At 73.0% G+C, this 20,589-nt stretch carries 24 protein-coding genes and 2 pseudogenes; 11 read left to right on the top strand and 15 right to left on the bottom strand.

All coding sequences use genetic code 11. From position 1 onward, the window contains the following. Positions 1-13: 13 nt before the first annotated feature. The 6 genes from nhaA to ACF1DX_RS15915 all read right to left on the bottom strand — a co-directional run bounded on the left by nhaA (position 14) and on the right by ACF1DX_RS15915 (position 8,352). On the bottom strand, positions 14-1,891 hold the full coding sequence (gene nhaA, locus ACF1DX_RS15940) for a Na+/H+ antiporter NhaA (protein ID WP_391791765.1): 1,878 nt from the start codon (positions 1,889-1,891) through the stop codon (positions 14-16). A 241-nt stretch (positions 1,892-2,132) separates the two neighbouring features. After that, positions 2,133-3,410 carry an amidohydrolase gene (locus ACF1DX_RS15935; protein ID WP_391791764.1) on the bottom strand — a complete coding sequence of 426 codons (1,278 nt, stop codon included), beginning with the start codon at positions 3,408-3,410 and terminating at the stop codon, positions 2,133-2,135. A 120-nt stretch (positions 3,411-3,530) separates the two neighbouring features. Further along, positions 3,531-3,929, bottom strand: a complete 399-nt coding sequence (locus tag ACF1DX_RS15930) for a trimeric intracellular cation channel family protein (protein WP_391791763.1) — start codon at positions 3,927-3,929, stop codon at positions 3,531-3,533. A 30-nt stretch (positions 3,930-3,959) separates the two neighbouring features. Next, a complete protein-coding gene (locus ACF1DX_RS15925; protein ID WP_391791762.1) occupies positions 3,960-5,216 on the bottom strand; it encodes a family 1 glycosylhydrolase in 1,257 nt (418 codons plus the stop codon). Positions 5,217-5,260: 44 nt separating this feature from the next. Then, a complete protein-coding gene (locus ACF1DX_RS15920) occupies positions 5,261-7,552 on the bottom strand; it encodes a family 78 glycoside hydrolase catalytic domain (protein ID WP_391791761.1) in 2,292 nt (763 codons plus the stop codon). 176 nt (positions 7,553-7,728) lie between these two features. Beyond that, the gene (locus tag ACF1DX_RS15915; protein ID WP_391791760.1) at positions 7,729-8,352 is read right to left on the bottom strand and encodes a TetR family transcriptional regulator; all 624 of its coding nucleotides are present in this window, start codon (positions 8,350-8,352) and stop codon (positions 7,729-7,731) included. Between the two features lie 245 nt (positions 8,353-8,597). Here ACF1DX_RS15915 and ACF1DX_RS15910 point away from each other — a divergent pair, with 245 nt between their 5' ends. Next, positions 8,598-10,064 carry an MFS transporter gene (locus ACF1DX_RS15910; protein ID WP_391791759.1) on the top strand — a complete coding sequence of 489 codons (1,467 nt, stop codon included), beginning with the start codon at positions 8,598-8,600 and terminating at the stop codon, positions 10,062-10,064. A gap of 38 nt (positions 10,065-10,102) precedes the next feature. Here ACF1DX_RS15910 and ACF1DX_RS15905 read toward each other — a convergent pair whose 3' ends face one another. Further along, positions 10,103-11,008: a helix-turn-helix domain-containing protein gene (locus ACF1DX_RS15905; RefSeq protein WP_391791758.1), complete on the bottom strand. Its 906-nt coding sequence runs from the start codon at positions 11,006-11,008 to the stop codon at positions 10,103-10,105. A 144-nt stretch (positions 11,009-11,152) separates the two neighbouring features. Between ACF1DX_RS15905 and ACF1DX_RS15900 the strand changes: the two genes are divergently transcribed. Genes ACF1DX_RS15900 through ACF1DX_RS15880 form a run of 5 tightly spaced genes read left to right on the top strand, consistent with a single transcriptional unit; the run spans position 11,153 to position 13,997 of the window. Further along, complete coding sequence (locus tag ACF1DX_RS15900) at positions 11,153-11,713, top strand: quercetin 2,3-dioxygenase (RefSeq protein ID WP_391791757.1); 561 nt, start codon at positions 11,153-11,155, stop codon at positions 11,711-11,713. A 7-nt stretch (positions 11,714-11,720) separates the two neighbouring features. Then, entirely contained in the window at positions 11,721-11,867 is a 147-nt protein-coding gene (locus ACF1DX_RS15895) for a DUF1427 family protein (RefSeq protein WP_078914118.1), read from the top strand. Beyond that, on the top strand, positions 11,864-12,133 hold the full coding sequence (locus ACF1DX_RS15890; RefSeq protein ID WP_391791756.1) for a DUF1427 family protein: 270 nt from the start codon (positions 11,864-11,866) through the stop codon (positions 12,131-12,133). Before ACF1DX_RS15895 ends, ACF1DX_RS15890 begins: the two co-directional genes overlap by 4 nt. After that, positions 12,123-13,088 (top strand): amidohydrolase family protein, encoded by a 966-nt coding sequence (locus ACF1DX_RS15885; RefSeq protein WP_391791755.1) that lies wholly within the window; start codon positions 12,123-12,125, stop codon positions 13,086-13,088. Before ACF1DX_RS15890 ends, ACF1DX_RS15885 begins: the two co-directional genes overlap by 11 nt. A gap of 15 nt (positions 13,089-13,103) precedes the next feature. Next, a complete protein-coding gene (locus ACF1DX_RS15880) occupies positions 13,104-13,997 on the top strand; it encodes an alpha/beta hydrolase fold domain-containing protein (RefSeq protein ID WP_391791754.1) in 894 nt (297 codons plus the stop codon). Between the two features lie 137 nt (positions 13,998-14,134). On the opposite strand, the gene ACF1DX_RS15875 is transcribed toward ACF1DX_RS15880, so the two are convergent. The 5 genes and pseudogenes from ACF1DX_RS15875 to rpmB form a co-directional block, all read right to left on the bottom strand. After that, on the bottom strand, positions 14,135-14,629 hold the full coding sequence (locus ACF1DX_RS15875) for a VOC family protein (RefSeq protein ID WP_391791753.1): 495 nt from the start codon (positions 14,627-14,629) through the stop codon (positions 14,135-14,137). A gap of 141 nt (positions 14,630-14,770) precedes the next feature. Continuing rightward, positions 14,771-14,995: pseudogene (locus ACF1DX_RS15870) on the bottom strand (cytochrome P450); the annotation flags it as partial. Positions 14,996-15,064: 69 nt separating this feature from the next. After that, positions 15,065-15,247: pseudogene (locus tag ACF1DX_RS15865) on the bottom strand (glutamine synthetase); the annotation flags it as partial. A gap of 145 nt (positions 15,248-15,392) precedes the next feature. Further along, complete coding sequence (gene rpsN / locus ACF1DX_RS15860) at positions 15,393-15,698, bottom strand: 30S ribosomal protein S14 (RefSeq protein ID WP_391791752.1); 306 nt, start codon at positions 15,696-15,698, stop codon at positions 15,393-15,395. After that, positions 15,698-15,934 carry a 50S ribosomal protein L28 gene (rpmB, locus tag ACF1DX_RS15855; protein ID WP_030868018.1) on the bottom strand — a complete coding sequence of 79 codons (237 nt, stop codon included), beginning with the start codon at positions 15,932-15,934 and terminating at the stop codon, positions 15,698-15,700. Before rpmB ends, rpsN begins: the two co-directional genes overlap by 1 nt. Before the next feature lie 81 nt (positions 15,935-16,015). Between rpmB and rpmG the strand changes: the two genes are divergently transcribed. Genes rpmG through rpsR form a run of 4 tightly spaced genes read left to right on the top strand, consistent with a single transcriptional unit; the run spans position 16,016 to position 17,887 of the window. Further along, positions 16,016-16,180 carry a 50S ribosomal protein L33 gene (gene rpmG, locus ACF1DX_RS15850; protein ID WP_017949758.1) on the top strand — a complete coding sequence of 55 codons (165 nt, stop codon included), beginning with the start codon at positions 16,016-16,018 and terminating at the stop codon, positions 16,178-16,180. A gap of 5 nt (positions 16,181-16,185) precedes the next feature. Then, positions 16,186-16,443: a type B 50S ribosomal protein L31 gene (locus ACF1DX_RS15845; RefSeq protein ID WP_030868016.1), complete on the top strand. Its 258-nt coding sequence runs from the start codon at positions 16,186-16,188 to the stop codon at positions 16,441-16,443. Then, a complete protein-coding gene (locus tag ACF1DX_RS15840; protein ID WP_391791751.1) occupies positions 16,440-17,597 on the top strand; it encodes a CobW family GTP-binding protein in 1,158 nt (385 codons plus the stop codon). Before ACF1DX_RS15845 ends, ACF1DX_RS15840 begins: the two co-directional genes overlap by 4 nt. 47 nt (positions 17,598-17,644) lie before the next feature. Beyond that, complete coding sequence (rpsR, locus tag ACF1DX_RS15835) at positions 17,645-17,887, top strand: 30S ribosomal protein S18 (protein WP_030871977.1); 243 nt, start codon at positions 17,645-17,647, stop codon at positions 17,885-17,887. Between the two features lie 240 nt (positions 17,888-18,127). On the opposite strand, the gene ACF1DX_RS15830 is transcribed toward rpsR, so the two are convergent. The 3 genes from ACF1DX_RS15830 to aztA form a co-directional block, all read right to left on the bottom strand. Further along, a complete protein-coding gene (locus ACF1DX_RS15830; protein WP_391791750.1) occupies positions 18,128-18,583 on the bottom strand; it encodes a Fur family transcriptional regulator in 456 nt (151 codons plus the stop codon). Positions 18,584-18,695: 112 nt separating this feature from the next. Beyond that, positions 18,696-18,866 carry a 50S ribosomal protein L32 gene (rpmF, locus tag ACF1DX_RS15825; RefSeq protein WP_030871982.1) on the bottom strand — a complete coding sequence of 57 codons (171 nt, stop codon included), beginning with the start codon at positions 18,864-18,866 and terminating at the stop codon, positions 18,696-18,698. Between the two features lie 101 nt (positions 18,867-18,967). Beyond that, the gene (gene aztA, locus ACF1DX_RS15820; RefSeq protein ID WP_391791749.1) at positions 18,968-19,720 is read right to left on the bottom strand and encodes a zinc ABC transporter ATP-binding protein AztA; all 753 of its coding nucleotides are present in this window, start codon (positions 19,718-19,720) and stop codon (positions 18,968-18,970) included. A 14-nt stretch (positions 19,721-19,734) separates the two neighbouring features. Between aztA and aztB the strand changes: the two genes are divergently transcribed. Continuing rightward, entirely contained in the window at positions 19,735-20,589 is an 855-nt protein-coding gene (gene aztB, locus ACF1DX_RS15815; RefSeq protein ID WP_391791748.1) for a zinc ABC transporter permease AztB, read from the top strand.

Genomic DNA, 20,589 nt, shown 5'->3' with positions numbered 1-20,589 from the left:
GGTGACGGCGGGTTCAGGACGAGCCGTGGGACGCGGATCTCTCGAGCTCGCCGGCGAGCGTCTCCGCGTCGTACGGCCCGGTGTGCCGCCGGTCGCCGACGAAGAAGGTCGGTGTGCCGCGGGCACCACTGGCCTCGGCGCCGGCCGCGTCGGCCCGTACCCGCTCGGCGGTCTCCTCGTCGTCGATGTCCTCGAGGAAGCGCTCCACGTCGAGTCCGATCTCGATGGCGTACGCGGCGATGTCCTCGAACTCCAGCCGGTCCTGGTGCTCGTACAGCAGGTCGTGCATCTGCCGGAAGCGCCCCTGCGCGCCGGCGGCGACGGCCGCCCGTGCGGCGAGCACGGCATGCGGGTGGACGTCGGGAAGCGGCAGATGCCGGAAGACATAACGGAACCGGTCGCCGAAGCGCTCCCGCAGTTCCTTGGTGACGCCGGTGGCGCGGGCACAGTAGGGGCATTCGAAGTCGCCGTACTCCACCAGGGTGAGGGGCGCGTCCGCGGGGCCGGTGATGTGGTCCGTGGCCGGGTCGACCGGGCGGGCGAGGACACGGGGCAGGTCGGCGTCCGTCTCGCCGCGCAGGACGGCGGCGAGGTGGAACGCGAGCCACCCCAGGGCGGTGGAGAGCACTGCGGCCAGCAGAACACCGACGACCGCCTGGTCGCGCAGGACCGGGTCGTCGAAGGCGAGACCGGCGATCAGCAGGGAGACGGTGAAGCCGATCCCGGACAGCACGGCACCGCCCACGACGTGTCCCGGGCCCACCCCCTGGGGGAGCTTCCCGAGGCGGAGGCGGGTGCCGAGCCGGGTTCCGCCCCACACGCCCAGGAGTTTTCCGGCCACGAGGCCGACGACGACGGCCCAGGTGAGCCGGGAGGACAGGGCGCCTCCCAGGACGCCCCCGCGCAGGTCGATACCGGCGTTGGCCAGGGCGAACAGCGGGACGACCACATAGCTCGCCCAGGGGTGCAGCATCAGCTGCAGCCGCTCGTTCACCGAGACCGCCCGTTGCAGCCCCACGCGTGCCGACAGCCCCACATCGGCGCGGGGCGACTGGCGGAAGGCTCGGGCGAGCCGGGTGGCGCGGTCCACGGCCTCGGGCGCGGGGGCGTGGGCAGGGATGAGGAGACCGCCGAGCATGCCGGCGATGGAGGCGTGGAGACCGGACGCGAGGGTGGCGAGCCACAGCACGAGAACGACGAGGAGGTACGGTGCCGTGCGCCAGGTACCCAGCGGGGTCAGCGCGGCGAGGACCGCGCAGAGGGCGAGTGCCACCAGCAGGGGCAGCAGGCGGACCGTGTCCGAGTAGACCAGGCCGATCACACTGACCGCCACGATGTCGTCGATGACGGTGACGGCCAGCAGGAAGACCCGCAGCTGGGTGACGAACCGGGGCCCCACCACGGCGAGCGCCCCGAGCATGAAGGCCGTGTCGGTGCCGATGACCGTGCCCCAGCCGCCGGCGGCCTCGCCCCAGGGAGCGATCGCCAGGTAGAGCAGCGCCGGAACGACCATGCCGCCGACACCGGCCGCGGCCGGGAGCAGAACGCGGCGGCGGCCGGCCAGCGAGCCGACCGAGGCCTCGTAGCGGACCTCCAGGCCGACGACGAAGAAGAAGAGGGCCATCAGGCCGTCGCTCACCCAGTGCCCCAGGTCCATGGAGAGTCCGGCGTCGCCGAGCGACACGGACGCCTCGGTCGCCCAGAGCGACTCGTACCCCCCGGACCAGGGCGAGTTGGCCCACCCCAGGGCCACCACGACAGCCGCCAGGAGCAGCCCGGCGCTGCCCGCTTCGGTGGTCAGGTAGGTGCGTACCGGATCGGCGAGCTGGGCCGCCAGCGAACGCCGCCGGGCCCTGGTCTGGGAGGGCGGGGCGTTCTCCGCGCGTGTCACGGGTGTCCCCCTTCCTGGCCGCCTGCTCCGCCCGGGCCGGGGCTTTTCAGCGGGAGAACGCGCCGGAGGCGGGTCGGGCGGCGTCGGCGGGAAGTGACGCGCCGAGGACCGGGGCGATCACAGCGGCCAGGGACCCGCGCGGTGCGTGGTGCATGGGTGTCCTTCCTGTCTCTCCTCACTCGATCGTCGCGTTCCGTCGACCTGTGGGCACCTGGAGTGACCGACTGTTGCGCCGTTCGGCTCAGGAAGGGAGGCCGGAGGCGGCCCAGCCTCCGAGCCAGGCCAGGGCGGCCACCGTCAGCGCGGCGATTCCGGTGTCCAGGGTCGGCTGGACGACGGGCGCGAAGCCGGCGCTGTGGTTGACCGGGATGTCCTCGGCGACGGTCCCGTTCCTCGCGGCCTCGGCGTAGCGCTCCGGGTCGGTGCCGCCGATCGCCCAGTAGGTGAACGGAGCCCCGAACGCCCGGGGGATCTCGCTCATGTCCTCGCTGGCGGTCTGCGGTTCGGCGGTGTGCGCGTCGTCGCCGAAGTACGCGGCGAAGGCGTCCGCGACGCGCCGGGTCGGCTCCTCGTCGTTGACGGTGGGCGGGAAGGAGGCGATGCGTTCGATCTCGGGGGGCCTGGGGGAGCGGGACGCCTCGCACTCGGCCCTGACGATCCGCTCGATCGCGTCCAGGACGTGCGTGCGCGTGGCGTCGTCGTAGGTGCGGACGTTGAGCTCGACGACGGCCCGGTCCGGGATGACGTTGGGGCCGCTGCCGGCGTGGACGCTGCCCACCGTCACCACGGCGGGGGTGGTGGCGGCCAGCTCCCGGGAGACGACGGTCTGCAGACGTACGACGATCATGGCCGCCACCACGGGGTCGACCGCCGCCTGCGGCATCGAGCCGTGCGCCCCGCGTCCGTGGACGGTGACGCGCAGGCTGTCCGCGGCGGACAGGAAGGACCCCGCACGGGTGCCGACGTAACCGGCGGGACAGGGCAGGACGTGCTGGGCGAGGACGACGTCCGGCCGGGGCGACTTCGCGGTGAGACCGTCGTCGATCATGGCTTCGGCGCCGTTTCCCTGTTCCTCCGACGGCTGGAAGAGCGCCACGAAGGTCCCCCGCCAGGCGTCCCGCCGCCCGGCCGGCAGCCGTGCGCAGCCGATCAGGCAGGCCACGTGCACATCGTGTCCGCAGGCGTGCATCACCGGCTGCTCGTCACCGTTCTCGTCGGTCACCGTCTCGGTGGAGGCGTACGGCAGACCCGTCCGCTCGCGGACCGGGAGGGCGTCCATGTCGGCCCGTGCCATGACGACCGGGCCGTCCCCGTTCGTGAGCACCCCGATCACGCCCGTGCCGCCGATGCCCTCCGTCACCTCCCAGCCGCACTCCCGCAGGGCGTCCGCCGCCTTCTTCGCCGTACGGTGCTCCCGCAGGCCGAGTTCCAGGTGCCGGTGCAGGTCCCGGTAGAGGTCCTCCACGTCGGCGCGGACGGTGTCCAGGCCGGTCAGCACGGTCCGGGCGGGACGAGTCATCGAGGCTCCTCGTGAGAGTGTTCCGGCCCCCTGGAGCGGGCGGCCTCCGGCCCCGTCCTCGGCCACCGGACGAGGACGGGGCGTGGCGGACGGCCGTACGGGTGAACCGGCTGGAGCGGTCTACGCGCCGGCCCCGCCCGCGTCCTCGCTCCTGCGGGTCTCGGGCGGCTCGGGCGCGTTGAGGCCGAAGCGCAGGCCGAGCACACGGATCAGGAAGCAGGCCGTCGCCGCCCCCGGCGCGGCCGGCAGCCCGTACACCCCCGTCTCGACGGTGAGGACGGTCACCGCCGCGCCCACCAGGGCCGGAATGGCGTACAGGCCGGTGCGGAGCACCGTCGGGACCTGACCGACGAGCGTGTCGCGGATCGTGCCGCCGCCCACCGCGGTGATCATGCCGAGGACGACCACGCCGACCACGTCCAGCCGCGCGGCGCGTACTGCCGTCAGCGCCCCGTTCAGCCCGAAGGCGAACGTGCCGGTCAGGTCGAGCGCGAGCAGCGGTGCGGGCCGGGAACTCATACCGGCCTCCCTACCCCGCGCCGCACCGGCTCAGTTCGAGGCGCCGGCGAGCGGGCCCCGGTGGCGTCGCACCACGTCCGCGTACGCCTTGGCGCTCGGCTTCGGGCGGCGCTCGAAGGTGTCGCGGTCGACCTCGTGGAGCCCGAGCCGGGCACCGTATCCGAAGATCCACTCGAAGTTGTCCATGAGCGTCCAGTGGCAGTACCCGAGGACGGGCGTCCCCGCGCGCACCTCGGCCGCGAGGTGTTCGACGGCGGCGGGGACGAAGGCGGCGCGCTGTGCGTCGTCCGGGGTCTGGATGCCGTGTTCGGTGACGAGGACCGGTACCCCGGACACCTCGTGGGCGTAGCGCACGGCGCCCGCGAGGGAGGCCGGCTCGATGACGGTGCCCATCCCGTTGCGCTCACCGGCGGGCGTCACCTCGCCGTCGGGGCCGTGGACGATCCGCTCGTAGTTCTGCACGCCGATGAAGTCGTCGTGGCGCGCCTCGCGCAGCCAGTGGTCGTAGACGGCGGCACGCTTGGCGTCCCGGCGTTCCTCACCGCCGGGGAGGGCCACCTCGTCGGCGACGGCGATGGAGACGCCGACGGGCAGGTCGGCGCGGCGGGCCTTGATCGCGTCGCGGGCGGCCCGGTGCGCCCGGGTGAACGCGGCCTGGAACTCGTCCTGCCGGTGGGCGGGGATGACGTTCGCACTGGCATAGGTGTCGCTCCCGGCGGCGTGCGCGGCCGCCTCGAGCATCCGGGTCTTGAGCGTCTCGGCCTCGGCGGGGAGCTTCGCGCCCGCCTGCAGCAACTGTTCCAGGTTGGGTTCGTTCAGGGTGACGGCGTGGGAGATACGGTCGCCGAAGCGCGCCATCACGCGGTCGCACTGCTCGGCGAAGCGGGCGGGGGCGTCGGCGGCGGTCCAGGATCCGGCCGCGGCGAACCAGTGCGGTGCGGTGAAGTGGCTGAACGTCACCAGGGGGGCGAGCCCGCGTTCGAGACAGCCGTCGACCTTGCGCTCGTAGTGGTCGAGGGCCTCGGCGGAGACGACGCCGCGCTCGGGTTCGACACGGGCCCACTCGACGGAGAACCGGAAGGCGTTGAGCCCGAGGCCCGCGGCCAGGTCGAGGTCCGTGTCCCAGCGCTGGTAGCCGCGGCACGCCGGACCGCTCGGCTCGCGGAACAGCGAGGGCGTCGTGTGTTCCAGGAACCAGGTGTCACTGGCGCTGTTGTCGCCCTCGTTCTGGTGTCCCGCGGTGGCCACGCCCCACAGGAAGGTGTCGGGCAGGCTGGTGTGGGTCATGCGTGTGCTCCTCGTACTGGGTCGGGTAGGGCGGTCGTCGGGCGTCACCGCGTGGTCGCGGGGAACGGCGCGTAGAAGGTGTGCCGGCCGGGTCCGGCCTCCACGGGCTCCGCACCCGGCAGGTCGACCAGCGCGGTGACGCCGGGCGGCACGACGAGGTCGACGCGCAGCCTGTCGCCCTCCCGGCTCCACCCGGCCCCGGCCCGGCCGTACGGCGTCTCGTGCTCGGCCCGCGCCCAGGTCAGGCCGCCGCCGGGACGGGGACGGACCAGCAGCCGCCGGTAGCCCGGCTCGGCCGGGGCCAGACCGGCCACGGTGCGGTGCATCCAGTCGGCGACCGCGCCGAGCGCGTAGTGGTTGAACGAGGTCATCTCGCCGGGATTGACGCTGCCGTCGGGAAGCACGCTGTCCCAGCGTTCCCACACGGTGGTGGCGCCCATGTCGACCTGGTACAGCCAGGACGGGCACGCCCGCTGCGTCAGCAGCCGGTAGGCGGTGTCCACGTGCCCGGTGCCGGTCAGCGCGTCGCACACCAGGGGGGTGCCGAGGAAGCCGGTGCCGATGCGGTGGCCGCGCTCCGCCACCAGGGCGGCCAGCCGGCGTCCGGCCTCGGCGCGCTCGGCGTCGTCCTCGAGCAGCCGGAAGCACAGGGCGAGGGCGTAGGCGGTCTGCGTCTCCTCCGTCAGGCGTCCGCCGCCGGCGTGGAAGCGGGCGAGGAAGGCGCCCTGGACCGCGTCGGCCAGGGCATGGTGGCGGACGGCGTCGTCGTGGTCGTCCAGGACCTCCGCGGTCCGGGCCAGCAGCCGCGCGGAGTGCGCGAAGTACGCCGTGGCGACCAGGGCGGACGACGTCATCGCGCTGCCGGGGTCGTCCGCCGGGGCGGTCGGGTCCAGCCAGTCGCCGAACTGGAACCCCTCGCCCCAGATCCGGTCCGGTCCGGCCAGGCGGTCGACGGCGTCGACCCAGGCGCGCATCGACGGGTACTGGGCGCGCAGCACCTCCGTGTCGCCGTAGCGCTCGTACAGCACCCAGGGCACGACGACGACCGCGTCGCACCAGCCGGCCATCGGCGGGTTACCGGGCGGGATCGGCACCGGGGTGATCACCGGGATGTCGGGGCTGAACACCGGGGGCACGCGCCGTTCGTCGGCGCCCTGGTCGGCGGCGAGGTCGCGCAGCCAGGAGCGCAGGAAGTCGCGGACGTCGTGGAGGAAGGCGGCGGTGGGGGCGAAGACCTGGACGTCCCCGGTCCAGCCGAGCCGTTCGTCGCGCTGCGGGCAGTCGGTGGGCACGTCGACGAAGTTGCCGCGCATCCCCCACACCACGTTCTCGTGCAGCCGGTTCAGGGAGGCGTCCGAGCAGGAGAACCAGCCCGTGCGGCGCAGGTCGCTGTGGACGACCACGGCCGTGACGTCGGCCGGGTCGAGGTCGCCGGGCCAGCCCTCGACGTCGGCGTAGCGGAAGCCGTGGAAGGTGAAGCGGGGTTCCCACTCCTCGCCCGCCGGGTCGCCGCGCAGGACGTAGCGGTCGGTGGCGAGCGCGTGCCGCAGCGGACGTGTGCAGAGTTCACCGTCCTCCAGGACCTCCGCGTGGCGGAGGGTCACCGTGCGGCCGGCCTCGCCGCGGACCCGGACGCGCAGCCGTCCGACGAGGTTCTGGCCGAAGTCGAGGACCGTGCGCCCGGTGGGCGAGGTGGTGACCGCGACGGGCGCGAGGTGTTCGGTGCGGCGCACCGGCGGGCTGTCGGCGGGGAAGAGGACGGTGGTGTCGAAGTCGATGACGTCGGCCGGCTGCCACGCCGAGTCGTCGAAGCCGGCTTCGCTGAAACCCGCCCGCTCCCGGCGGGCGTCGTACTCCTCGCCCTCGTACAGACCGGCGGCGAGGACCGGCCCGGCGCTCCAGCGCCAGCCGTCCCCGGTGGTGACGGTTCCGGTGGTGCCGTCGGCGTACTCGAGGTGCAGTTCGGCGAGGAGCCCGGTGCGCTCGCCGTAGATGTCCCGGGTGCCGCCGTTGAAGCCGAGCAGGCCCCGGTACCAGCCGTCGGCCAGGTGGGCGCCCCAGGCGTTGCGGCCCTCGCGGACCAGGGGGGTGACGTCGAAGGACTGGTAGCGGTGGCGGTGGCGGTAGCTCGTCCAGCCGGGCGCCAGGACGTGGTCGCCCACCGTGGCGCCGTTGAGCTCCAGTTCGTAGACGCCGAGGGCGGTGACCAGGAGCCGGGCCGACCGTACGGCGGTCCGCGCGGTGAACTCGCTCCGCAGCAGCGCGGCCGGGCGGGCCCCCTCGGCGGGCACGGGCATGCGGGGACTGACGACGCGTGCGGTCCAGTGGTGGTTCATGGCGCCCTTCTCGGCGGTGACGGGGGAGCAGGCACGATCATGCAGCCAATACCTAGTGATTACCAGGTATTCGAGTGTGTGACGTGCGGCACGCGCAAGGGGGCGCTCGGATCGATAGGTCATGCTCATGACAAGCAAAGGGTGTCGCTGGAGGCCGGGTGGCTCCGAAGGGGCCCCTACAGCCCCTGTCCGTCCGTGGAGATGCCCCGCAGCAGGCGGTCGAGGTGGGCGCGCATGACCGCGATCAGGTCGAAGGACCGCCCCGAGGCCAGCCACTGCTGCTGCAGGCCCGCGTCCACGGCGACGCACTCGCGGGCGATGCCCTCGTGGTCCAGGCCGGGGAGCAGTTCGCCGCTGTCGCTGCCGGCCCGCAGTCGGTCGGCGAGCTCCGCGACGCCCTTCTCCTGCCAGGTGGTGAAGTGGTCGTGGGCCGGATGGTCGGGCGCGGTGGCCTCGGCGGTCAGTACGACCGCCAGCTCCACCATGCCGGGCATGCCGAGTGTCTCGGCCGTGTCCTCCAGGTGGCAGCGGAAGGCGTCCCGCACCGAGTCGGAGACGCGCTCCCAGCGCACGTCCATGCGCTCGTGCCAGTACTCGACGACCGCGAGCAGCAGCTGCTGCTTGTCGCGGAAGTGGTGCAGCAGTCCGGCGTCGGTGATCTCGGCGTCCCGTGCGACGCGGGCGAGGGAGGTCTTGCGGTAGCCGTCCCTGCCGAAGCGCAGCAGGGCGGCCTCCAGGATCTGCGTGCGCCGCGCCCGGCCCGCCGTGTAGTGGCCGCGAGGTCCCCTGGGTGTCGCCATGCCAGAACAGTACCGGCGGGGCGCGGGAGGGCGGCCGGCCGTACCGGCTGTGGGCGTTCTGTGTGAGGTGGGCCACACTCTCGAAACCTAGCGGTCACTAGGTGTTCGGGTCATCATCGACCCACGCGACGACAGGTTGCCGCGCTGTCACATCCCCGTGAACCACGCGTCACGGCAGCCCGTCCTCAGCCCTTCCCCCACATGCTCCCCCCTTCCTTCGGCACCTCCGTGAAAGGAGGGCTGGCATGACGACGCCGTCATCAAGCCCCACGGTCGACCACGCACCCCGCGACCCCGCGGACGGGCGGTGGACACCCCGCCTGGTCCTGATCCTCATCGCGCTCGCCTGGCCGACCCAGTTGCTCGCCGCGGGCGGCATCCTCGGCGCCAACGCCATCGCGGGCGTGGCCCAGGCGTTCCACACCACCCAGGTGGTGTGGTTCGGCCTGACCCTCACCCTGGTGTCGACCCTGCTCACCCCCTTCGTGATCAAGCTGGGAGACCTGTACGGCAAGCGGCGCGTCATGCTCGCGATGACGGCCCTGGGCGCCCTCGGCGAACTGCTGGCCGCGCTGGCCGGCAGCTTCTGGCTGGTCCTCGCCGGCCGGGCGATCGCCGGGTGCTACGGCCCCTTCGGCGCCCTGTCGTTCGCCGCCGTACGGGACGTCTTCCCGGCCCGGCTGGTGAAGCAGGCGAGCGGCATCATGGGCAGCAGCGTGGGCCTGGTGGCCCTCGGCTCCCCGTTCCTCGCGGGACGGCTGATCGACACCTGGGGGTACCGCGGGGTCCTGTGGTTCCTCGCCGTCGCCACCGCGGTCGCCTTCGCGCTGATCGCGCTGCTGGTCCCGGAGACCCCCCGGTACGCCTTCGAGTCCCGTCTCGACTGGCCGGGCGGCCTGGTCCTCGGCGGCGGCCTGACGGCCGTGGTCTACGCCCTCGGTCAGGGACAGAGCTGGGGCTGGGCGGACGCGCGGACCCTGGGCTGGCTCGGAGCGGGGGCCGTCGCGCTGACCGCCTTCCTGTTCGTCGAGCGCTCCAGCGCCCACCCCATCCTGGACCTGAAGGTCCTGCGCCGCCGCCCGGTCGCCCTGGCGCTGACGGCCGGCGGGCTCGGTCAGACGGTCGCCTTCACCCTGCCGGGCCTCGCCATCCTGCTCGCCCTCTACCCCGCCATTCCGGGCGTGTCGGACGGGCTAGGCTGGACGGCCCACCACAACGCCGTCGTCAGCGTGAGCTGGAACCTGGTGATGTTCGGCACCGGCATGCTGGTCAGCCGGTACCTGCGCCGCTTCGACGCGCGCCGGGTGTGGTGCGCGGGCCTTGCGGTCATGGCCGTCGGCTACACCCTCGTGGGCTTCTTCCACGGCGACGAACTCCAGCTCATCGTCACCTCCTGCGTCGCCAACCTCGGCTCCGGCGTCGTCGTCTCGGTGGCGCCGGTCCTGGTGATCGGCGTGGTCTCGCCCGACGAGCAGGGACTGGGCAGCGGCATGCTCAACATGCTCATCAGCCTGTTCGGCGCCGTCGTGACCGCCGGCGCCTACGCCGTCCTGGGCGCGAACAGCACCACCGTCGACGGCACCGCCTTCTACCTCGACGCCGGTTACTCCGGGATCTTCTGGCTCGGCGCCGCGGTCACGGTCGTGGCCCTGGTGCTCTCCGTCTTCATCCCGCGGCTGCGCGACCCCGAGGAGGACCCCGCCGGCGGCTGACCCCGCGAAAGGCCCCGGCCGGCGGCTGACTCCACGCCTCAGGGCTTCGTCAGCGACCGGAACTCGGTCGGCGTCATACCGGTGTGCTGACGGAAGAAGGCGCTGAAGACCGTCGGATAGGTGAACCCGATCCGTTCGCTGACGGCGGCGGGCGGCAGCGAGCTGTGGATCAGCAGACGTTTGGCCTCCAGCAGCACCCGGTCGTCGATGTAGCGCTTGGCGCCGCAGCCGAGGGCGGCCCGGGTGGCCCGGGTCAGGGTGCGCGGACTGTAGCCGAGCCGGGCGGCGTAGTCCTCGACCCGGTGGGTCCGGCGGAAGTCCTCCTCGACGGCCTCGCGGAACAGCCGGAACGGCTCGCCGCCGCCGGAACGCCCCTGCCGTCGCGGGTCGGCGAGGTGGACGAGCCGGATCAGGATCACCGACAGCAGGTTCCGCAGCGTCTCGACGTACGCCTCCAGCGGCAGGTCGGACAGCGCGGCGTGCTCCTCGACCAGGGCGTCCAGGAGCCGCAGCAGGGCCGCCTGCCGCGGCCCGTCCGGCGTGACGAGGCGGTACGGGACGTGCGCGCCGTCCCGGATGAGCGCGTCCGTCGCGGCGCTGGGGAAGCCGGTGGGAAAGACCAGGACGGTGGCGTCGCAGCCCCGGTGCCCGTCGGGGAACCGGAGCACCTGTCCGGGCCACACCCACAGCCAGTCACCCGGCGTGAGCGGGTACGAGGTGAAGTCCACCGAGCACACGAGCCGCCCGCCGCGGACCGCGACGACCACGTGGAACGCCGGACGTCCGGGCACCGTGAGGGGCAGCCCCCGCTCCACGGCGCGGGCGGCGAGTCCGGGCAGGTCGAGGACCTCCAGACCCGGCGGCCTGCCGGGTGTCGGCTGATACGACACGGCCGGGACACCGGCCGCCGCACGGCCCACGGGGAACTGTCCGTTTTCCTTCATCGCGTGCCCGAGTGTACGCAGGCCGTCCCTCCCGGCCGGTCTAGCGTGAAGAACGAGCCGCGAAAGGGCAGGGCACGAGCCGCCGACGCCCCGACCGAGTCCCATTTTCTTCTTTCTTCAACTTCTTCAACGGGAAGGACCACCATGACCATCGAGTTCGCCACCCGCTACCGCGAGCGCTCCCACATCCCGCCCGAGCCGGGCAAGCCGTACTTCATCGAGAAGGGCCAGGGCGACCGCGCCCACCTGTTCACCGACCTGTTCACCGTCTACGCCGGCGGCGAGCAGACCGAGAACACGTTCAACTTCTTCACCTGCGAGGGCCCGAAGGGCGACATCATCCCCGCCCACTCCCACCCGGACACCTACGAGGTCTTCTACATCACCGACGGCGCGGTACGGCTGTTCGTCGAGGACCTCGAGGGCGAGCAGTACGAGAAGCTGCTCACCGCGGGCGACTTCGGGTTCGTGCCCAAGAACTGCCCGCACGCCTACCGCATCGAACGCCACCACAGCCGGATCGTCGGCGTGGCCGCGGGACCGGGCGGCACCTTCGAGCGGTTCTTCGAGAACCTCGGCACCCCCACCGACGAACTCGGCCTGCCCCAGAAGCCGTTCGTCCCCGAGCCGCACAAGTTCGGCACCGTGCCGCAGCGGTACGACGTGAACTTCCTGCCCGACCACACGTGGCGCACCGGAAGCTGAGCGCTCCATGCCGTACCTGAAGGCACTGCTCGCCGGAGCGCTGGTCGGCGTGGCCTACGTGCTGGTGCGGACCGAGTCGCCCGCACCGCCCCCCGTCGCGCTGGCCGGACTGCTGGGCATGCTGCTGGGCCAGGCCGTGCTGGAGACCCTGTGAGCGCCGTCGGCGCCACGCGCGGCTTCCTCCGCAAGGCCGGCCTCTCCTTCGCCGCCGGTCTGCTCATGGGCGCGCTGTACTGGGCGCTGGACGTCACCTCACCCGCCCCGCCGCTCCTCGGCCTGACCGGGCTGGCCGGCATCGTGCTCGGCGAACGCGCCGCCACCGCCGTACGCCACCGCCCGACCCGGCGCCGTCCCGCCCCTCCTCCGCCCGCCGCAGAAGATCCGTCCGCCGCAGAAGAAGGAACCCCCCGTGTCCCCTGACACCCCCGGATACCTCGACGTCCACGCCCACTTCCTCACCGACTCCTACGTCCACCGGGCCCGCGAGGCCGGACACGAACTCCCCGACGGGGTCCCCGCCTGGCCCACCTGGTCGGCGGCCGCGCACCTGGAGCTGATGGACCGCTGCGGCATCGAGACCTCGATGCTCTCGATCTCCTCGCCGGGCGTCCACTTCGGCGACGACACCGCCGCCCGCCGCCTGGCCCGCGAGGTCAACGAGGCCGGCGCCCAGGCCGTACGCGACCACCCCGGCCGCTTCGGCCTGTTCGCCTCGCTGCCGCTCCCGGACGTCGACGGCGCCCTGGAGGAGATCGCGTACGCCTACGACACCCTGCACGCCGACGGGGTGGTCCTGGAGACCAACACCCACGGCACCTACCTCGGCGACCCGGGCCTGGAGCCCGTATGGGCCGAGCTCGGCCGGCGCCGCGCCGTCGTCTTCCTGCACCCCACCTCCCCGGTGTGCTGGGAGCGGTCCGCCCTCGGACGGCCCCGGCCGATGATCGAGTTCATCTTCGACACCGCCCGCACCGTCACCGACCTGCTCATGGCCGGGACGCTGGAGCGCCACCGCGACCTCACGGTGATCGTGCCGCACTGCGGTGGCGCCCTGCCGGTGCTGGCCGACCGCATCGACGGCTTCATGAGGATGTTCATGCCCGAGGGCACGGCGGCCCCCGGCGCCGTCGAACAGCTCCGCCGCCTCCACTACGACCTCGCCGGACCCGTGCTGCCCCGCCAGCTCCCCGCCCTGCTGAACCTCGTCGGCAGCGACCGCCTCCTGTACGGCAGCGACCACTGCTGGACCCCCGCCGCCGGGGTGGAGGCCCACGTCGCGGGCCTGGACGCCGCCCCGGCACCCGACGGCGCCCGCAGTTGGCGCGCGCTCACCACCGCCAACGCCCGCCGCATCCTGCCCCGTACGGCCCGCTGACGTAAGGCACCCACCGTGACGTTCCCCTTCCACCTCCTGGCCCCGCCCGACCCGGCCGCGCTGCCCCTGCCGCACCCCGCGCACCCCGTCGACGGCGTGCGGCTGCTGCGCGGCGCCGTCTACGCGGTCCCCGAGGGCAGCCGTCCGCTCGCCGTCGACCTGTGGCTGCCGCAGGACACCGCCGGCCCCGTCCCGGTCGTGGTCTTCGTCCACGGCGGCGCCTGGCGCACGGGCCTGCGCGACGACCTCGGCCCCCGCTTCCGCCACTGGAACCCCGGCCCCTTCGCCCGGCTCGTCCGGGCCGGATTCGCGGTCGCCTGCCCCGACTACCGCCTCAGCGGCGAGGCCCCCCACCCCGCCCAGACCGACGACCTGGCCGCCTGCCTCACCTGGCTGCGCACCCGCGCCGCCGACCTCGGCCTGGACACCGCGCGGACCGTCCTGTGGGGCGAGTCGGCCGGCGGACACCTCGCCGCCCTGACCGCCCTCACCCGGCCCGCGGGCACCGTCTCCGGCTGCGTCACCTGGTACGCCCCCACCGACCTGCCCGCGCTCGCCGAGGACCACCCCGAGGGTGCCTACGACGCCCACGACCCGGCCGGCTTCGAGGCCCTGCTGCTCGGCGGTGCCCCGGCGGAGCGGACCGACGCGGCCCGCGACGCCAGCCCGGTCACCCACGTCGGCCCCCAGGCGCCGCCCTTCCTGATCCTGCACGGCACCGACGACGTCCTGGTCCCCGCCCGGCAGTCCGTCCGCCTCGCCGACGCCCTGCGGGCCGCCGGTCACGAACCCGACCTGCGCCTCCTCGACGGCGGCAACCACCTCTGGGTGGGCCTGACCGACACGGACGTCGAGGACTGCCTCACCCGCACCGTGGACTTCATCCGCCGCCGCACGGACGGCGGGTGAGCCCGGACCGCCTCGCCCGGCGGTGACGCACTCCCGCGCGACGGTCCCGAGGTCGATGACCGGCCGGAAGAACCCGTCGCGGGCGCACGCCCCGAACCGGGTACCGAGTTCACGGACCGTGTGCCCGCGGCGAGCGGTCACCCGGCGGCGGCCAGGCGTCGCCGCAGCTCCTCCTCCGAGACGTCCTCCAGGTGGGTCAGGAAGACCCAGATGTGGCCCGAGGGGTCTTTCAGGATGACGGTGCGGTCCCCGTGGAACATGTCGGTCGGCGGCTGGAGGATCTCGGCGCCGGCCGCCTCCGCGCGCTCCGCCAGGCCGTCGACGTCCGGCACGAAGACGTGCAGCGTGACGGAGGTGCCCCCGCCGAGCGCGGCCGGCGCGGCGAAGGAGCCGCCCTCCGCCTCGTCCGTGCTCGCATCGCCCAGCATCAGCACCGACCGCCCGACGGTGATCTCGGCGTGCAGGATCCCGCCGCCCGGAGCGTCGATCCTGAAGTCCTCACGGGCGCCGAACGCCCGCCGGTAGAAGTCGATCGCCGCGGCGGCGTCCTCGACCATGATGTGCGGGACCACGGCATGGTGGTAACGGTCGGGAATCTCGATGCCGTCGGTGTCGGCCGTGTGCTCGGCCATGACGAACCTCCTCGGAAGACGCCGCCGGCCGGTCCCCGCGGCTGCGAACGAACGTAGAAGCTCAAGTCCGGTTCAGGTCAAGCGCACGTCCCTCGCCCGGCGAGGGGCGAGGGCCGCGGATCCTCCCGCTTCAACGGGTCGGGCGAGAGTCACCTCGACCGGCGGCTCCTTGATGCCGTTGACGAAGTCGGAGCGGACCCGGGGGACGTCGCCGGCGAGCTCGATGCCGGCCAGGCGCGGGATGAGCTCCTCGAACATGATGCGGATCTCGGTGCGGATCGGCAGGCTGCCCAGGCACAGGTGGGGGCTGCCCTTGCCGAAGGTGACGTGGTCGTTGTCCCGGCGGGCGACGTCGAAGTCGTAGGGGTATCGGCTCGCGCGCCGCGTCGGTCACGGTCTGTGCGTTCGTGGTCATGGCCGGGTCCCTCCTCGGCGTCACAGGTGGTAGGCGTACTCGGTGAACTCCCAGTCGGCGACGTGCCGGTGGAAGCGCGCGACCTCGTCGCGCTTGTACGAGAGGTAGGAAGCGGTGAAGTCCTTGCCGAGCAGCCCGGTCAGTGCCGTGTCCGCCCCCAGCGCGTCGAGGGCGGACTTGGCGGTGTCGTAGCCGTATCCCTCTCGCAAGGCTCTCCGGGGCGACCGGCACACGGCGGCGGGTGCCGGACGCGACGGTCCGCGAGTTCCACGGCGCCCTGGACACGGCCCGCGCGGGGGACCGGGACGGCCACTGAACCGTCCCGAGCCCCGTCCGGCGCGCATCCCCTCACCAACTGCTCTTGGTCACCCCCGGCAGTTCGCCCGCGTGGGCCATCTCGCGCAGGCGGATGCGGGACAGGCCGAAGGCGCGCAGGTGACCGCGGGGACGGCCGTCCACGGAGTCGCGGTTGCGCACGCGGGTGGCGCTGGCGTCGCGGGGCTGCCGGCGCAGTTCCCGCTGGGCGGCGGCGCGTTCCTCGTCGGACGTCCGGACGGACGAGATGATCGCCTTCAGTTCGGCACGGCGTTCGGCGTGGCGGGCCACGACGAGCCGTCGCTGTTCATTCTTCGCGATCTTGCTCTTCTTCGCCATCAGACCTTCCCTCCCCGGGCGCGGATGCGCGCGACCGCCGCCTCGATGCCGATCGTGTCGACCGTCTTGACGCCCTTGGCGGAGAGCGTGAGCCGGACATGGCGGCCTTCGCTCGGCAGCCAGTAGCGCTTGCGCTGGATGTTCGGGTCGAAGCGGCGCTTGCTGCGCCGGTGGGAGTGCGAGATCTGATGCCCGAAGCCGGGCTTTCGGCCGGTGAGTTGGCAGTGAGCGGACAAAGTTCCTCCTCGATGTCGATCGATGGCAGCACACTAACAGCTAGATGAAAATGAAATTCAATACCGTGTACAGTGCGGTCCATGGCCCGTAACGAACTGCGTCCGATCATCAAACTGAGGTCCACCGCCGGCACCGGCTACACCTACGTGACCCGCAAGAACCGCCGTAACGACCCCGACCGCCTGACGCTGCGCAAGTACGACCCGGTCGCCGGGCGCCACGTCGACTTCCGTGAGGAGCGCTGAGTACCGTGAAGCCCGGAATCCACCCCCCGTACCGCCCCGTCGTCTTCCGCGACCGGGCCGCCGACTTCGCCTTCCTCACCCGGTCGACGGCCACCAGCGACCGGACCGTCGAGTGGGAGGACGGCAACACCTACCCGGTCATCGACGTCGAGATCTCCTCGGCGAGCCACCCCTTCTACACCGGCACCCAGCGCGTCCTGGACACCGCGGGCCGGGTCGAGCGCTTCGAGCGGCGCTACGGACGCGAACGGAGCGGGCGGTGAGCGGGGGCCGGGCACGGCTGCCGGTCGCGATCGTCGCCGGACTCCACGCCGACGCCCGCCGGGCGGCCGTCGACGAGATCCTGCGCACGGTGCCCGGTTCGGTCGCCCTGCACCACGACCTGACGTCCGCCGTCGACGGCTCGGTGCACCGGACCGTGCGCGACGCCGACGGCCTGCTCGGCGGCGGCGACGCGCCCCTGGTGAACGACTGCGCGTGCTGCGCGCTGCGCGAGGACCTCGTCCCGGAACTGACGCGGCTCGCGGAAGCGGGCGGTCACCGGCTGGCCGTCGTGGAACTGTGGGACTCCGTCGAACCCCACGGCATGGCCCCGGTCATCGCGTCCGAGGGCGCGCCGCTCACACTGACGGGGGTGGCCACCGTGGTCGACCCGGCCCTCGTCCTGCCGTACCTGTCCGACGGCGACGACCTCGTCGACGTGGGCCTCGCCGCCGCCCCGGCCGACCGGCGCACGGTCGCGGACACCTTCGCCCGGCAACTGGAGTACCCCACGGTGATCGCCGTCGTCGAGGACGGCGAGGTCGCCGACGACGGCGACCGCGCGCTGCTCGCCCAGCTCACGCCCGGCGCGCGCAAGGTGCCCGCGGGAAGCGGGGCCCTGGGCGCCGCCCTGCTGGCGGGCTTCGACGCCGAAGCGGCCACCGCCCGCGTGCATCCCGCGTGCGCGCTGCTGCCGCAGGAACGCGACGAGCACGGGGTGAGCACCTTCGTCTGGCGACGTGAGCGGCCCTTCCACCCGCAGCGTCTCTACGCGGCGCTGGCGGACCTGACCTGCGCCGCCGCGCGCAGCCGTGGGCGGTTCTGGCTGGCGGACCGCCCCGACACCCTGTTCTCCTGGGACGCCGCGGGCGGTGCGCTGTGCGTGGAGTCGGCCGGCCCCTGGCTGGCCGCCCTGCCCGACGCCGCCTGGGAGATGGTGCCCGCCGAACGCCGCGTCGCCGCCTCGGTGGACTGGCACCCGGAGCACGGTGACCGCGGCCAGTACCTCACCTTCACCGCGCCCGGCCTGGACCGCGACAACCTGCACGCCCTCCTCGACTCGTGCCTGCTCACCGATGAGGAGTACGCGGAGGGCAGGAGCCGTTGGGAACAGCTTCCGCACGTGTTCGACGACCTGCTCGACCCGGTGACCTGAAGCCGCGTACGCACCGCACGGTGTGCGAAGAAAGGAACGACCCCGCCATGCCCCGACGCACGAGCACCGACCGGCGCACCGCGAAACGCGCCAACCCGCTGGACACCGCCGGCATCACCTACGTCGACTACAAGGACACCGATCTGCTGCGCAGGTTCATCTCCGACCGGGGGAAGATCCGCAGCCGCCGGGTGACCCATGTGACACGCCGGCAGCAGCGGCAGATAGCGCGGGCCGTCAAGAACGCGCGCGAGATGGCCCTGCTTCCGTACGGCTCCCGACAGAGCTGAACCCTGTCACCGAACGGTGTTCGTCCCGCCCACCCGGCGGGACGAACACCGCTGTGGCGGGCGGTGCGGCCGGGCGGACGCGCGGGTGCCGATCACGCCGACGCGGGCGGACGGCCGTGCCGTCCGCCCGGCGCACCACTCGCGCCGAACGGCGGTCGGTGACGCGATGCCCGGCCGGGGCACGGTGCTCCAGCGGCGGCCCTGGCAGTAGGACCGTAACCGGGGAACCGGCTCCGCGGATCACGCGTCCGTGCACCGGCCGGTCATGAGCCTGTTCGTCGATGCGCCGGCCCCGGGCCGGCAACCGTCGCACACACCCGTGAGTTCGACGGTGTGGTGCACCGCGTGGAACCCGATGTCGCGTGCGATCCTCGCCACCCACTCCTCGACCTCCCCGGAGTCGACGGCCAGACTGAGGCCGCACACCCGGCAGACGAGGTAGTGGCGGTGGCCGGCGTCCGGCCTGGTCCGGTAGAAACGCTCGCCGCCGCTGTCGCGCACCACGTCGACGCGCCCGGCCGCCTCCAGCAACCGGAGCGTGCGGTAGACGGTGGTCAGCCCCACCGCCGTGCCGTCCGCGGCCAGAGCCGCGTGCAGGCTCTGCGCCGAGACGAAGTCGTCGCGGTCGCGCAGGGCTTCGAGGACCGCGGCTCGCCGTGGGGTGGTGCGCCACTCGCCGCGGGCCGTTCCGTACATGAGTCCGCCTTCCGTCGCTCATGGGTGCCGTCCGGGCACCGCCGGAGCGGGCACGGACGGCACCGCGCCCGGACCGGAGAGGGTCGCGCACAGGTCCGGCCGGGCGCCGGTCTCAGTCCTCCGGACGCAACAGGCCCCGCCGGTAGGCGGGTACGAGGTGCTGCGGCACCCGGTGGGTCACGCCGTCCACCGTGACGGGCACCAGGTTCGGGGTGCTCGCCTTCCACTGGGCGCGGCGGTGGCGGGTGTTGCTGCGGGACATCTTGCGCTTGGGCACGGCCATGGGGGTTCCTCTCGGTCCGGTCGGTCCGGAACGTTCGTACGGGAGACGTCGTCAGTATATGACAACGGTTTTCATGTGCGATGAGTGTCGGAATGCGCGCATCAGGTGGTTCCGCCCGGTCGCCAGGCGCCGGCGAGCGTCGACGGGACGAGGATCCGGTCGGGGTGCCCCTGTCCCGTCAAGCGCCCCTCGCGCAGCAGGAGGCAGGCGTCGGCCGCGCGGGCGGCGTCCAGGTCGTGGGTGGCGTGGACGACGGTCACGCCGTCGGCGACCAGTTCCGTCAGCAGTGCCGCGATGCGCTCCCTGGCCTCGGGGTCGAGCCCGGTGGTCGGCTCGTCGAGCAGGAGCAGGTCCGACTCCTGGGCGAGCCCCTGGGCGATGAGGGCGCGCTGCCGCTGTCCGCCGGACAGGTCCCCGAGCTGACGGGCGGCCAGATCGGCGATGCCCATGCGGTCCATGGCCGCGTCCACGGTGGCGCGGTCCCGCCGGGTCAGCCGGCGCCACGGGCCGCGTTCGCCCCAGCGTCCCATCTCCACGGTCTGCCGGACCGTCAACGGCAGTGCGTCACCGACCGCGCCGCGCTGGGGGACGAACGCCGGGGGCCGGGTGCCGGTGTGGTGCAGCTCGCCCGCTGTGGGCCGGATCACTCCGGCCAGGACGCTGAGCAGGGTGGACTTCCCGCTGCCGTTCGGGCCGACGAGCGCGGTGGTGGCCAACGCCGGTATTTCGGCGGTGAGTTGATGAAGCACCGGATGGCCGGTGTAGCCCGCGGACAGCTCGGTGAAGCGGATGCGGAACGTCGTGTCCTCGGGAGCGGTGGAGAGGGGGCCGGATTTTTTGAACATGATTTTCATTGTAGTGTGCTCGCATGGAGTGGTTGACAGCCCCTTTCGAGGCGACCTTCGTGCAACGCGCCTTGTGGGGCGGGATTCTGGTGTCGGCGATCTGCGCCCTGGCGGGCACCTGGGTGGTGCTGAGGGGGATGGCCTTCCTCGGTGACGCCATGTCGCACGGGCTGCTGCCCGGAGTGGCGCTCGCCGCGCTGCTGGGCGGCAATCCGATGGTGGGGGCGCTGCTGAGCGCGGCGGTCATGACGGCCGGTGTCACCGCCCTCGGCCGCACCCCGAAGCTGTCCCAGGACACCGGTATCGGGCTGCTGTTCGTGGGGATGCTGTCGCTCGGCGTCATCATCGTGTCGCGGTCGCAGTCCTTCGCGGTGGACCTGACCGGCTTCCTCTTCGGTGACGTCCTCGCCGTGCGCGAACAGGACCTGGCGCTGCTGGGCATGGCCCTCGTACTGGCCCTGATCGTCTCGGTCCTCGGCCACCGCGCCTTCCTCGCCCTGGCGTTCGACCCGCGCAAGGCGCGCACCCTCGGGCTGCGTCCGCGCCTGGCCCACGCCGTGCTGCTCGGCCTGCTGGCGCTGGCCATCGTCGCCTCCTTCCACATCGTGGGGACCCTGCTGGTGCTGGGCCTGCTCATCGCTCCGCCGGCGGCCGCGCTGCCCTGGGCACGCGGCGTGCGGGGCGTGATGGTCCTCGCGGCGCTGCTCGGCGTGACCGCCACCTTCTTCGGCCTGCTGCTGTCCTGGCATCTGGGCACCGCCGCCGGCGCGACCGTCTCCGCCCTGGCCGTGAGCCTGTTCTTCCTCTCCCACCTGGCATCCGGCATCCGCCACCGCCGTACACGCCCGGCAGGCATCCGCCCGTCGGCGACCGACTGA

Origin of the sequence: Streptomyces sp. NPDC014676, from assembly GCF_043084105.1 — a bacterium.
Taxonomy (GTDB): domain Bacteria; phylum Actinomycetota; class Actinomycetes; order Streptomycetales; family Streptomycetaceae; genus Streptomyces.
This window is presented reverse-complemented; position numbering and strand designations above follow the sequence as displayed.